The organism is Streptomyces sp. NPDC104761 (genome assembly GCF_055583445.1).
The window spans coordinates 509,675-522,378 of the sequence record NZ_JBVJNZ010000002.1; the positions used below are offsets into that span (position 1 = coordinate 509,675).

11 protein-coding genes are annotated in these 12,704 nt (G+C 73.5%); 6 read left to right on the forward strand and 5 right to left on the reverse strand.

Annotation, left to right across the window (positions count from 1 at the left end; all coding sequences use genetic code 11):
- Positions 1-254: 254 nt before the first annotated feature.
- On the reverse strand, positions 255-1,181 hold the full coding sequence (locus ACZ63F_RS08800) for a DUF3027 domain-containing protein (RefSeq protein ID WP_469709791.1): 927 nt from the start codon (positions 1,179-1,181) through the stop codon (positions 255-257).
- Positions 1,182-1,713: 532 nt separating this feature from the next.
- On the opposite strand from ACZ63F_RS08800, the gene ACZ63F_RS08805 reads away from it, so the two are divergent.
- From ACZ63F_RS08805 to ACZ63F_RS08820, 4 genes are all read left to right on the forward strand, one after another.
- Positions 1,714-3,057, forward strand: coding sequence for an MFS transporter (locus ACZ63F_RS08805; RefSeq protein ID WP_469709792.1), 1,344 nt, complete (start codon positions 1,714-1,716; stop codon positions 3,055-3,057).
- A gap of 62 nt (positions 3,058-3,119) precedes the next feature.
- Positions 3,120-3,593, forward strand: coding sequence for a DUF2771 domain-containing protein (locus tag ACZ63F_RS08810; protein ID WP_469709793.1), 474 nt, complete (start codon positions 3,120-3,122; stop codon positions 3,591-3,593).
- Complete coding sequence (locus ACZ63F_RS08815; RefSeq protein ID WP_469709794.1) at positions 3,563-4,315, forward strand: futalosine hydrolase; 753 nt, start codon at positions 3,563-3,565, stop codon at positions 4,313-4,315. The genes ACZ63F_RS08810 and ACZ63F_RS08815 overlap by 31 nt, the downstream gene beginning before the upstream one ends.
- Positions 4,305-5,153, forward strand: a complete 849-nt coding sequence (locus ACZ63F_RS08820; protein ID WP_469709795.1) for a 1,4-dihydroxy-6-naphthoate synthase — start codon at positions 4,305-4,307, stop codon at positions 5,151-5,153. Before ACZ63F_RS08815 ends, ACZ63F_RS08820 begins: the two co-directional genes overlap by 11 nt.
- Positions 5,154-5,219: 66 nt before the next feature.
- Here ACZ63F_RS08820 and ACZ63F_RS08825 read toward each other — a convergent pair whose 3' ends face one another.
- Positions 5,220-5,603: a cold-shock protein gene (locus ACZ63F_RS08825; RefSeq protein ID WP_093501504.1), complete on the reverse strand. Its 384-nt coding sequence runs from the start codon at positions 5,601-5,603 to the stop codon at positions 5,220-5,222.
- Positions 5,604-5,791: 188 nt separating this feature from the next.
- On the opposite strand from ACZ63F_RS08825, the gene ACZ63F_RS08830 reads away from it, so the two are divergent.
- Positions 5,792-6,046, forward strand: coding sequence for a hypothetical protein (locus tag ACZ63F_RS08830; RefSeq protein WP_093501502.1), 255 nt, complete (start codon positions 5,792-5,794; stop codon positions 6,044-6,046).
- Here ACZ63F_RS08830 and ACZ63F_RS08835 read toward each other — a convergent pair.
- The 3 genes from ACZ63F_RS08835 to ACZ63F_RS08845 form a co-directional block, all read right to left on the reverse strand.
- Positions 6,019-6,663, reverse strand: a complete 645-nt coding sequence (locus tag ACZ63F_RS08835) for an HAD family hydrolase (RefSeq protein ID WP_469709796.1) — start codon at positions 6,661-6,663, stop codon at positions 6,019-6,021. The genes ACZ63F_RS08830 and ACZ63F_RS08835 overlap by 28 nt on opposite strands.
- A 354-nt stretch (positions 6,664-7,017) precedes the next feature.
- Positions 7,018-7,956, reverse strand: coding sequence for a hypothetical protein (locus ACZ63F_RS08840; RefSeq protein WP_469709797.1), 939 nt, complete (start codon positions 7,954-7,956; stop codon positions 7,018-7,020).
- A gap of 79 nt (positions 7,957-8,035) precedes the next feature.
- Positions 8,036-9,664, reverse strand: coding sequence for a PstS family phosphate ABC transporter substrate-binding protein (locus ACZ63F_RS08845; RefSeq protein WP_469709798.1), 1,629 nt, complete (start codon positions 9,662-9,664; stop codon positions 8,036-8,038).
- Between the two features lie 237 nt (positions 9,665-9,901).
- Here ACZ63F_RS08845 and ACZ63F_RS08850 point away from each other — a divergent pair, with 237 nt between their 5' ends.
- Positions 9,902-12,448 carry a helicase-associated domain-containing protein gene (locus ACZ63F_RS08850; RefSeq protein WP_469709799.1) on the forward strand — a complete coding sequence of 849 codons (2,547 nt, stop codon included), beginning with the start codon at positions 9,902-9,904 and terminating at the stop codon, positions 12,446-12,448.
- Positions 12,449-12,704: the final 256 nt, after the last annotated feature.

Below are 12,704 nucleotides of genomic sequence, written 5' to 3' on the forward strand. Positions count from 1 at the left end.
AAGGCGGCGCCGACCAGGCAGTCGCAGAGCCGGAGCAGGCGGACCGGCGGGTCGGTGAGCCGGAGCGGGCGGACCGGGCAGGCGGTGAGCCGGAGCAGGCGGACCGGGCAGGCGGTGAGCCGGAGCAGGCGGACCGGCGGGTCGGTGAGCCGGAGCGGACGGATCGGGCGGGCCGTGAGCCGGAGCGGGGTGTTGATCCCGAGCATGCTGCACGGGATCTCCACGCCGACGGGGGCAGGCCGGGCGAGGGCCGGCTAGGAGTGGCCCAGCTCCGCCGACGTCTCGTCCTCCGTCGTCGGTACCGAACCGGAGTCGGACGCGGGGCGGAGGGGGAAGGGGTCGACTCTGGTCTCGTCGATGACCGGCGGGGCCGGCTGGGGGGTCTTCGGCATGACCGCGGCCTCCGAGTGGCCGCCGCAGCCGTAGGAGAGGGAGACGACCCGGCCGTCGGCCGGGGAGAACTCGTTGGCGCAGACGCCGAAGGCCTGGCCGAGGGAGCCGCCGATGGGGCTGAGGAAGCCGCAGCTCACGCAGGTCGCGGGGGCGGCCTGGGCCATGGGGGTCTTGGCGCCGTACGCCTCCTCCCAGCGGTCGGCCGCGATGTGCAGGCCGTAGCGGGACAGGACCCGGGCGCGGCGCATGCCGAGTTCCTCGGCGACCGAGGCGATCGTGCCGCGGGCGGGGACCGTCGGCAGGTGCGCGGGCGTGCCCGCGGTGACCTCGGCGTCCTCCGCCTCCGCCAGCTCCTCCATCTCCTCGGAGATCGGGGAGTTCGGCTCCGGCTCGTCCTCGCCGGTGTAACCGGGCTCCAGGCGGAGATCCTCGGCCTCGGTCGGCAGCAGGTCGCCGGGACCCATGTCGCCGGGTCGCAGCCGCTCGCTCCACGGCACCCACTCGGGGGCGAGGAGGGCGTCGGGGCCGGGGAGGAGGACCACCTCGTCCAGGGTGACGACCTTGGCGCGGGAGGCACGGGCCACCGTCACCGCCCAGCGCCAGCCGCGGTAGCCCAGCTCCTTGCACTCGAAGAAGTGCGTGACCACGCGATCGCCCTCGGCCACCGCCCCGGCGTGCTCGCCGACCACCCCCGGTGCGGCGGCCTCCTCGGCTGCTCCACGGGCGAGGTCGACGGCCTCGGCGCACAGGCGGTCGGGGGTGCGGCTTCGCGTTGTCGCTGCGCTCACAGGTATCGCTTCTCTCCTACGCCGTCTCACGAGTGCGGTTGCCTCCGGCGGTGGGGCGGACGGAGCGGACCTGTGGGCCGCATCGACGTCCGCGTCCGATCGCGCTCGGGCGCACCTATGCCATCCATTCTGCTTTATGGCTGAGATACGCACGCTACCCCGTCGCCGGTGGTGGGGGACAGTCCGGCGTGCGAGCGGGGAGGGGGAGAGCCGACGGGGTGGGGCGGGGGCCGGTTCCGAGACGGGGCGTGGGTGGGTCTTGGGGTGGGCGCGGGGAGGGCGTTCTTTCTGAGGGCGGGGGCGGCCTTTTTCGGGGTGGTGGCGGGTTGTGGGGTGGGTGCGGGTGGGTGCGGGCTGGTCGCGCAGTTCCTCCCCCGGCCTTCGGCCAGGAGTACCCCCGGCGCCCCCGGCCCCATCCGACTCGCTTGGCCACAAAGTGCACTAGGAACCGCACTCTCAGGGCACTATGAAGCACGTGGCAACCGCGAGGTCACCCCAACGCGCTGTCGGGGTCGGTAGCGGTGCGGGCCGGATGCGCGGTGCCGTCCGCTCGGTCGGGCGTGCCCTGCACCTTCCGGTGACCGGTACCGCCCGCTCCATCCGCAAGGCCACCCACGCGCACGGCGCCGGCGAGTCCGGGCTGGGGAAACTGATCGAGCTGCACGCGGTCAACGGCGCCGGCGACGTCATGATCACCGTTGCTCTCGCCTCCACCGTGTTCTTCTCGGTGCCCACCGACGAGGCCCGCGGCCGCGTCGCCCTCTACCTCGCCATCACCATGGCGCCCTTCACCGTCCTCGCCCCGGTCATCGGCCCCCTGCTCGACCGGCTGCCGCACGGGCGGCGCGCCGCGATGGCCGGTGCGATGCTCGCCCGGGCGCTGCTCGCGCTGATCATCGCGGGCGCGGTGGCCGGCGGCGGCCTTGAGCTGTATCCGGCCGCGCTCGGGGTGCTGGTCGCGTCGAAGGCGTACGGCGTGGTGCGCAGTGCCGTCGTGCCCAGACTCCTGCCGCCCCGGTTCTCGCTGGTGAAGGCCAACTCGCGGGTCACCCTGGCCGGGTTGCTCGCCACCGGGGTGGCCGCCCCGGTCGGGGCCGGGCTGCACGCGATCGGCGACCCGTGGCCGCTCTACGGCGCCTTCGTGATCTTCGTGGCGGGAACCTTTCTCTCCTTCTCGCTGCCGCCCAAGGTGGACTCCGCCAAGGGCGAGGACGTGGCACTGCTCGCCGCCGACGAGGAGCATCTGCACGGCCCGCTCCGGAAGGAGACGCGGCGGCCGGGGCTGCGGACGGTCGGGCCCGCCGTCACCCACGCCCTCGGCGCCAACGCGGCCCTGCGCTGCCTCTCCGGCTTCCTGATCTTCTTCCTGGCGTTCCTGCTCCGCGAGCACCCGCTGACCGGCGAGAGCGCCGCCGTGTCGCTCGGGATAGTGGGGGTCGCGGCGGGCGCGGGCAATGCGCTCGGTACGGCGGTGGGGTCGTGGCTGCGCTCCCGGGCGCCGGAGATCATCATCGTGGCGGCGGTGGCCCTGGTGCTGGGTACGGCGATCGTCGCGGCGCTGTTCTTCGGCGCCTTCCTGGTGGCGGTGCTGGCGGCGACGGCCGGTTTCGGGCAGGCGCTGGCCAAGCTGTCCCTGGACGCGCTGATCCAGCGGGACGTTCCGGAACTGGTGCGCACGTCCGCGTTCGCCCGCTCGGAGACGCTGCTCCAGGTGGCCTGGGTGTTCGGTGGCGCGGTGGGCATCGTGATGCCGCTGAACGGCACCCTGGGGCTGGTGGTGGCCGCCGCGATCGTGGCGGCCGGCTGGCTGGCCACCCTGCGCGGCCTGCTCGGCTCCGCCCGGCACGGCACCCGCAGCCGCCCGCGAGTGGCGTAACGAACCGGGCACGCCGTACCCCACATGGGGAGACGGCCCGGACCGCCCGATAGCCTTCGGCCATGACCACGCTGCACTCCCGCTCGCGACGCCGCCGCGTCGTCGCCGCCGCCGGCGCCGTTTCCGCCGGACTGCTCGTCCTGTCTGCCTGTGACAAGCCGACGCCGATCGCCACGATCACGGTCGGTACGTCCTCGGTCAACTCCGAGGCCACCTGCTACAACGACGGCAAGGCCCTGGACACGGCCTCCCTCACGAAGTGCCTGAAGGACACCGGGATCAAGTCCATCAAGGTGGACCCGGACGACACGGTCCGTTTCGGCGTCGACCCGAAGATCGCGGACAACGGCTGGACGATCCTGATGAACGGTCAGGCGCTGACCGACTCCAGCACCAAGACCTACCGCACCATCCCGGGCAGCGTGTTCTTCAACGCCCAGTACGGCGCCTCCGGCAACTCGACCCTGGTCTCCATCAAGGAGGGCGACAAGTCGGTGCTGGGTCTGTGGTCCTTCAAGCTCAAGAAGGACGCCTGACCACGTCCGCCGCGCGGATCCTCGTAGCCACCGCGGTCCCGGCCGAACGGGACGCGGTGGCACGGGCGTTCCCGGACGGTACGGCGGCGGAGGTACGGCTGCCGGGCGCGACACTGCTGCGCACCACCGCCGGGTACGACCTGCTCGCCGCCGGGGTGGGTCCGGCCCTCGCCGCCGCCGGCACCGCGACCGCCCTCACCGCCGCCGCGCTCGACGGCCGCCCCTACGCACTGGTCGTCTCCGCCGGGATCGCCGGCGGTTTCCAGCCGGAGGCCCCCGTCGGCTCCCTGGTCGTCGCCGACGAGATCACCGTGGCCGATCTGGGCGCCGAGACGGCCGACGGATTCCTCCCGGTCACCGAACTCGGCTTCGGGACCGTCAGCCACCGTCCGTCAAATTCACTCGTACGAGTGACAGCCGAGGTCACCGGAGCCCGCCCGGGAGCGGTACTCACCGTCTCCACGATGACCGGAACGGCCGCCCGCGCGGCCGTACTGCGGAGCCGGCATCCGGGCGCCCTCGCCGAGGCCATGGAGGGCTTCGGCGTCGCCGAGGCGGCCGCCGCGCACGGCGTACCCGTGCTGGAGCTGCGCGCGGTCTCCAACCCCGTCGGCCCCCGCGACCGCGCCGCCTGGCGCATCGGCGACGCCCTGGCCGCCCTGACCGAGGCCTTCGGGAAGCTCGTGCCCGCCCTGGAGAGTTGGAACCAGCATGACCAGTGAGCCCCTGCAGATCGCGTACTCGCCCTGCCCGAACGACACCTTCGTCTTCGACGCCCTCGCCCACGGCCGAGTCCCGGGCGCGCCCGCGCTCGACGTGACCTTCGCGGACATCGACATCACCAACGGCATGGCCGAGCGCGGCGAGTCGGACGCGCTGAAGGTGTCGTACGCCGTCCTGCCGTACGTCCTCGACGAGTACGCCCTGCTGCCCTGCGGGGGTGCGCTGGGGCGGGGCTGCGGGCCGCTGGTGCTGACCCGGGAGGCCGGAGCGGACCTCACCGGCCGTACGGTCGCCGTGCCGAGCGAGAAGTCGACGGCGTACCTGCTGTTCCGCCTCTGGGCCGCGGACACGCTCCCCGGCGGTGTCGGCGAGATCGTGGTCATGCCCTTCCACGAGATCATGCCGGCCGTACGCGACGGGAAGGTCGACGCGGGGCTCGTGATCCACGAGGCGCGCTTCACCTACCAGAACTACGGCCTGCACAAGCTCGCGGACATGGGCGAGCACTGGGAGAACACGACGGGCCTGCCGATCCCGCTGGGCGCGATCATCGCGAAGCGCTCGCTGGGCGCCGAGGCGCTCACCCGCCTCGCCGACTCGATCCGTACGTCCGTCCACGCGGCCTGGGACGATCCCGAGGCCTCCCGGCCGTATGTCATGGCGCACGCCCAGGAGATGGACCCGGCCGTCGCCGACCAGCACATCGGGCTCTACGTCAACGAGTTCACCTCGGAACTCGGCGAGGACGGTTACGCGGCGGTGCGCGGACTGCTCACCCGCGCGGCGGCCGAGGGACTCGTCCCGCCCCTCGGCCCGCACGCACTCGATTTCCCCTGAAAAAAAGCACGGGACTTACCCGCTTCCGAGAGGCATATGCCGCTGCGCGGTCGCCCGGCTTCCCGGCTACACGTCCAGCTGGTCCGCGACCGCGCGCAGCAGCCCGGCGATCTTCGCGCCGGCGGCCTTGTCCGGGTAACGGCCGCGCTCCAGCATCGGCGTGATGTTTTCGAGCAGGGTCGTCAGGTCCTGCACGATCGAGGCCAGCTCGTCCGGCTTCTTGCGCTGGGCGGCGGCGACCGACGGGGTGGGGTCGAGCAGGACCACGGACAACGCCTGGTCACCGCGCTGACCGGCGACGACACCGAACTCCACGCGCTGGCCCGGCTTGAGAGCGTCGACCCCGTCGGGGAGAACCGAGGAATGGACGAAGACGTCACCGCCGTCGTCACGGGAGAGAAAGCCGAAGCCCTTCTCGCTGTTGAACCACTTGACCTTGCCGGTAGGCACGTCTGTCCTCGTCCTCGTATCTCGTCGGAAACTGCTCGGAAAACTTCTGAATGCAACAGCTCTGGAACGGGCCTTGATAGCACTCGGGCGGGTCGACCACGACCCGCCGGTACCAAGGCTAATGGTCTTCGGGCGCGTGACAAGACGTCGCCCGGTTGTTCCTTCGGGCAGGGAACTACCCTGGTCGAGTGCGTGACAAAACCCAAGCGAATTCCGCCGGGCCCGGTGACCGACTGGTCCGTGCCGGAGCCGTGGTCTTCTTCATCGGTACGGTGGCCACACTCGTCACCGTGATACCGCTGTTCCTCGGTGCGAAGCCTTTTCCGACGTACATGTACCTGCTGAGCATGCTCATGGGCGTCGGCTTCCTGGTCGCGGCCGCCGGAGTGCTCCAGTCGGTCGCGGCAGGCCGCCGTCAGGCGCGGGAGGCGTCCTCCCGGTAACCGTCCTCCTGGTAGCGGGCCAGCCAGCCGGGCAGCTCGGTGAGGTCGGCGAGCACCACGTCGGCACCGGCCGCGCGCAGCTCCTCGGCGTCACAGGGCCCGGTGGCCACCGCCACCGACAGGGCTCCCGCCTTGCGTGCCCCGCGTACGTCTCCGACGTGGTCGCCGACGTACGCGCCCGCGGCGTGCTCGCGCAGCGCCACCGCCTTCTGCTCGGCCCACAGGTCGCCCACGACCGCGTCGGGGACTATGCCGAGGTGGCTGAGGTGCAGCTTCGCGTTGGGCTCGTACTTGGCGGTGACCACCACGCTCTTGCCGCCGGCCGCCCGCACCGCCGCGATCGCCTCCCGCGCACCCGGCATCGCGGGCGTCGCCGCGATGGCGATCTCCGGATACATCGCCCGGTACAGCCCACTCATCTCCGCGATCCGCTCGGCCGGGAACCAGTGCACCAGCTCCTCCGCGAGCGGCGGCCCCAACCTGGTCACCGCCAGATCGGCATCGATGAACGTCCCGGTCCGCTCGGCGAGCGCCACGTAGGTGGCGTGGATGCCGGGCCGGGAGTCGATGAGCGTCATGTCGAGATCGAAGCCGACGGTGAGGGGGCGAGAAGTCATATGGGTCATTGTGCAGGGTGGAGGGTGACTGTGGGTGGGGGGCTGGGGTGGGCAGGAAGCGCTTGCGCGGGTGGGGGCTGGGGCCGGGGTGGGGACGCTCACCGGCGCTGGCCGGGTGCCGCCCGCGCCCACCCGTGCCGCCCCAGCGGCACGACTGCCCGCGGCTGGGAGGCTGTGACGCTGCCCTCGGCTGTGAGCTGTGACAGACGCGCGGCTGGGGAGAAGCGGTGGCGGGAGCGCCCCGTAAGGGGCGCGGGGAACTGCGCGACCAGCCACGAACCACCCGCAGCCGCCCGACAACCGACCGCCCCACCCCCTACGGCGTCGGCCTCCCCCTACCGCGCCGGCCTACCCCTACCGCGCCCTCTGTGACCGCCACGCCACATACACGGCCGAGGCCAGCGCAGCGCCCCGTACCACCCACGGCCACGTCTCCCCCACCGCACCGCTCATCTGCCCCTGGGCGATCGGCGCGCCCCAGCGCCCTGCGCTGCGCCCCCACAGCCACACCAGCCCGGCCGCGACGGACAGTCCCGGTACCCACATCACCGCCAGCTTCGTCTCCGCGGGGGTGAGCCGCCGGGAGCCGTAGGCGATGGCCCAGCCGAGGACGAGCGCGAACCAGTTGCCGAGGACCGCGCCCACCACGAGCGCGGCGGCGGCGAGCAGCAGGAGGGGGTTGCTCCAGCCGGTGGCAGGGCGGGGGACGACACGGATCCGGCGCCGTCCGGACGGTGCGGCCTCCTCCACCACCGGTGCCTTCTCCGGCTCGCCCGGCTCGCCCGGCTCGTCCGGCGGCTCCGCCTTCCGCAGGCTCGGCCTGCTGAGCAGCTCGGGAATCTCCACCCCGCCGACGAACCCGGGCACCCCGTCGCCGTCCCCGAACGGGCTGCTGTCCACCCGCCACCAGTCCGGCGGCGCCGTCGCCCCGCCGCCGTCCGGCTCCGCGGGCCGCGGGCGCGGTACCACGCGCCGCAGGTCCTCGGCCGGTGAAGAAGGCTCAGCGTCCCGCTGGACGGGGACCGTGCCCGGCGGCGGTTGCGTTGCCCTCGCCGACGTCGTACCCGTACCGCCCGCCGCCTCGACGACCTCGTCGGGCGTGCCCAGCCGGTCCAGGATGCGCCGTACCGCGGCCGGGCTGTCGACGGTCGCCTTCGCCCGCTGCCGGTCGATGTCGTTGCGCAGCCCGGAGACCAGCCGCATCCGCTCGGCCGACGACAACTGGCGCTGGTGCGCGATGTCCCCGACGCGGCTCAGATACTCGTAGACGACCTGATCGCTCTCGATACCCACGAAGTCCCCTCCGGGGCCGGTGCGTTGCCCTGGACGACTTGGATTACCCCGTCGGGACGACGGTAGCGCAGGCCACGGCTCATGCCGGCCGGCACACCAGCGGGTAGCGGGTCTCCGAGCAGGGGCGGTTGCCGTACTCCCGCAGGATGTCCTTGCCGCCCTGGTCGGTGAGGTAGCGCAGGAAGGCGGCGGCGATGGAGCCGGCGGGCGGTTCGCCGTACGTGTAGGCGTACTCGGTCTGCCAGTACGGGTACGTCCCCTGCTCGACGCCGACCAGGGTGGGCGGCATGCCGTCGATCTCCAGCTTGACCAGGTTGCCGGACGGCACGCTGCTGACCTCGCTGTAGCCGAGGCCGCCGGGATCCCTGCTCACGGCCTGCAGCAGGTTGTCGGTGCCGGTGACCTCGCAGACGCCGTACCGGTCGTCGTCCAGGGCCGTGCAGTCGGCGACCTTCGCCGACGGCACGGGCTTGTTCCCGAGGACCCGCTGTTCGAGGGCGTTGCGGGTGCCGGATCCCACGTTGCGGTTGATCAGGTGGATGGGGAGTTCGGGGTTGCCGCCCACCTGGGACCAGTGCGTGATCTTCCCCGCGTAGATGTCGCGGACCTGCTGGAGGGAGAGGGTTCTGACGTGCGCGTCCTCGTTCACGACGAGGGTGAACAGGGTGTAGACCACCGGCCGGGGCAGCAGTTGGGGGTGTTTGCCCTGCGACGGCCCGTCGGAGAAGGCGATGTGGTTGCCGAGCCCGTCGTCGCCCTTGATCCCGGCGTCCGTACCCGCCTGTTCCAGCCTGGTGACGCCGTCCGTGCTGTTCACGAACGTGCCGTCGCCGATGGGGATCCGCGCGCCCTTGGCCGAGCACAGCTTGGTGTACTCCTGCGCGGCCGCCGTGACCGCGGGCGCGAAAGCGGTGGAGCCGGACAGGTGGAGCGTGCCGCCGACGCAGTCCAGCGGGGCGGGCTTGGCGGGGAAGAACAGGGTGAGGCTCGCCTGGACGAGGACCGCAGCCGCCAGCAGGACCAGACCGCCCACGGCCGGCCGGGAGGCGAAGGTGTGGCTCTCGGTGTGAGCCAGCTTGAGCCGGGCCAGCCAGCGGACCCAGGCGAAGGAGTGGTCCATGCCCCCGGTCACGGCGGCCTGGAACTCCGGCGGCGGGAAGGGCGCGTGCTCGCTGCCGCCCCGCCGCTCCAGGACCGCGAGGATCTTGTAGTGGGCGCCGGGGTTCAGCGTCACCTTGGGCAGCCGGATGACGCCGACGCCGTCCTCCCAGTCCTTTCCGAAGCCGTCGGTCTCCTGGGTCCGGCCGTCGCGGGTGGTGACGAAGAAGTGCCGGAGGGTGGGCTGGCTGAGTTCGGTCACCGCCATGCCGACGACCCGGCGGTCCCGGAACAGCACCCGGATGCCGGTCTTGTCGTCGGGCGGGGTCAGGTAGTCACCGGAGACGATCTCCCGCCAGCCGGCGTTCTCGATCCGCACCAGCACGAACGAGGGTTCCACCAGTTCGTGGCCGTCGTCCCGCATCCGCGCGAGCACATCGGCGCTCGGCGCGTGCGCGGTGTCCGTGGCCAGGGTGTCCATCTGGAGGCGGTAGCCGAGCCGCTTGCGGCGGATGACGACGAACTCCCAGAAGAACGCGAGCACCGGGATCACGACGCTGAAGATCGCGACGACGTTGTTGAAGTTGAGTTCGACGCCGAGCGTTCGCACGACCGCATCCCCCGAATCGCCGTGTCACACCGCGTGGTTGACATCGCGCGGTGGTCAGGGAGCCCAGGGTGACGACCGGGTGCCGAGGGGTGCCAGCGGTGCCGCGATCCTCCCGCTGAAATTCATTCGCCGGACATCTGCGCAACGTCCTGTTCGCCGGGTGGCTGCCCTTTACACAGAAACGGCCGTGGGACAGGTGATCCCGGTGCCCGCCCCGCACCCGCTACCGTGGGTCGGATGAGCAACCCGGCCACCCCGCCGCGTTCCCTCGCGGAGGCGCTCCGGGCCAGGGACGACGCCTCCCTGGCCGTACTCCTGCGTGCCCGCCCCGACCTCGTCACCCCCGTCCCCACCGACCTGACCCAGCTGGCCACCCGGGCCGGCACCCGCGCCTCGGTGCTGCGCGCCCTGGAACGCCTTGACCGCTTCGCCCTGCAGACCGCGGAGGCGCTGGCGGTGGCCGGCGACCCGGCGTCGTACCAGGAACTGCTGGGCCTGATGGCCGGGGACGGCGGGGACGGCCGGGACCCGGCCGTCGCGGGCGAGCTGCCGCGGGCCGTCGCCGCGCTCCGCGACCAGGCGCTGGTGTGGGGCGGCGACGACCGGCTGCGGCTGGTGCGGACCGCCCGGGAAGTGCTCGCCCCGTCCCCGCAGCACCCGTCGCCGACCGGTCTCGGCCCGACCGTGCGGGAAGCCACCTCGGGGATGTCGCCGGGCCGGATCCAGGAGATCGTGGCCGCCGCCGGGCTGCCCTCCACGCACGACTCGGTCTCCGCGGTGGACGCGCTCACCAAGCTGTTCGGGCACCGCAAGAAGATGGCGAAGCTGCTCGCCGCCGCGCCCGCCGAGTCCCGCGAGGTCCTGTCCCGGCTGGTCTGGGGACCGCCGTACGGGCAGATCACCCCCGAGCCGGCCGCCCATCTGCGCTGGCTCCTCGACCGCGGCCTGCTGCTGCCGACCGCGCCAGGCACCGTGGTCCTGCCCCGCGAGGTCGCCCTGCACCTGCGCGAGGGCCGCGCCCACCGCCAACCGGAGCCCGTGCCGCCGCCCGTCGAGCCGGCCGCCGCCCACCGTCCACAGGTTGTGGACGCGACCGCCGCCGGGCAGGCGTACACCGCGCTCGCGACCGTCGAGGAGCTGCTGAAGGACTGGGACGAGGGCGGCCCGGCCGTGCTGCGGGCGGGCGGCCTGAGCGTCCGGGACCTCAAGCGGACCGCCGTCGCCCTCGACGTGCCCGAGCCGGTCGCCGCGTTCTGGGTCGAGCTGGCCTACGCGGCCGGGCTGCTCGCCTCCGACGGCGAGGCCGACGAACGCTACGCGGCCACCCCCGCCTACGACGAGTGGCTGGACCGGCCGCCCGCCGAACGCTGGGCCCAGCTGGCCGAGGCCTGGCTCACCGCGACCCGCACCTCCGGCCTGGTCGGCGGCCGGGACGCCAAGGACCGCGCCCTGTCCGCGCTCGGCCCCGGCCTCGACCGCTCCGCCGCCCCCGAGGTACGGCACCGGGTGCTGTCCCTCCTCGCCGCGCTCCCGGAGGGCGCCGCCCCCGCCACCGACTCGGTGCTGGCGCGGCTGCGCTGGGAACGCCCGCTGCGCGGCCCCCAGCAGCACGGCGACGACCTGCGCACCCGGCTGGCCCGCTGGACGCTGTCCGAGGCCGAACTGCTGGGCGTGACCGGGCGCGGGGCACTGTCGGCGCACGGCCGCGCGCTCCTCGGCGCACCGGCCGCGGAGAAGCCGCCCGGCGGGCAGGCGGCCCAGCCGCCCGGCCCGGGCGACAAGCTCCCGGTACGCCATCACCACCTCGCCCCCGCCCTCGAACCTCTCTCCCCGCCCGAGCAGGCCGTCGCCACCGCCACCGCGGGCCGGCTGCTCGCCCCGCTGCTCCCCGAGCCCCTCGACCACGTCCTGCTCCAGGCCGACCTGACCGCGGTCGCCCCGGGCCCGCTGCGCCGTCCGCTGGCCGACGCGCTGGGCGTCCTCGCCGACGTCGAGTCGAAGGGGGGCGCCACGGTCTACCGCTTCACGCCCGCCTCCGTCCGCCGCGCCCTGGACGCCGGCCAGACCGCCGCCGACCTGCACGCCTTCCTCACCACGCACTCCCGGACACCGGTCCCGCAGCCGCTCGCCTACCTGATCGACGACGTGGCCCGCAGGCACGGACACCTGCGGGTGGGCGCGGCCTCGGCGTACGTCCGCTGCGACGACGACACCGTCCTCAACGAGATCATGGCCGACAAGCGGGCCTCGGGCCTGCGCCTGCGCCGCCTGGCCCCGACGGTCCTCGCCACCCAGGCCGACCCGGCCGCCCTCCTGGACGGCCTGCGCGCGATGGGCTACGCGCCCGCCGCCGAGTCCGCCGAGGGCGACGTCCTGATCACCCGCGCCCACGCGCACCGGACCCCGCCGCGCACGGCCCCCGAGCCGGTACCGGAGGGCCCGCCGCCACCGGACCCCACGCTCCTCGCGGCGGCGATCCGCGCGATCCGCGCGGGCGACCTCGCCGCCACCACCCCGCGCAAGTCCGCGGGTGCCGCCGTCAAGGGCGGCGAACTCCCGCGCACCACCGCCGCCGAGACCCTCGCCACCATGCAGGCCGCCGTCCTCACCGGCGACACCCTCTGGATCGGCTACGTCAACGCCGAGGGCACGGCCAGCCAGCGCGTCATCGCCCCCATCCGCGTGGAGGGCGGCTTCGTCACGGCGTACGACCACACGGCCGACGAGGTGCGCACGTATCCCTTGCACCGGGTGACGGGCGTGGCCGAACTGGCGGAGGACTGACACGCGCCGTTGAAGAGGCCACGACGGGCCGTCGTTCGGCTGCGGCGCCGTGGGGGCCGGTCGCGCAGTTCCCCGCGCCCCTATCGGGGCGTTGCGCCCCCGCTAGCAGTCCCGTACCGGCGCCGGTGCCGCGGCCGCGACGGGCCGTCGTTCGGCTGCGGCGCCGTGGGGGCCGGTCGCGCAGTTCCCCGCGCCCCTATCGGGGCGTTGCGCCCCCGCTAGCAGTCCCGTACCGGCGCCGGTGCCGCGGCCGCGC

Coding starts and splice junctions, on each gene's coding strand:
- ACZ63F_RS08820 (WP_469709795.1), top strand. CDS start 4,305: ATGACCAGTGAGCCCCTGCAGATCGCGTACTCGCCCTGCCCGAACGAC.
- ACZ63F_RS08805 (WP_469709792.1), top strand. CDS start 1,714: ATGCGCGGTGCCGTCCGCTCGGTCGGGCGTGCCCTGCACCTTCCGGTG.
- ACZ63F_RS08835 (WP_469709796.1), bottom strand. CDS start 6,663: ATGACTTCTCGCCCCCTCACCGTCGGCTTCGATCTCGACATGACGCTC.
- ACZ63F_RS08850 (WP_469709799.1), top strand. CDS start 9,902: ATGAGCAACCCGGCCACCCCGCCGCGTTCCCTCGCGGAGGCGCTCCGG.
- ACZ63F_RS08810 (WP_469709793.1), top strand. CDS start 3,120: ATGACCACGCTGCACTCCCGCTCGCGACGCCGCCGCGTCGTCGCCGCC.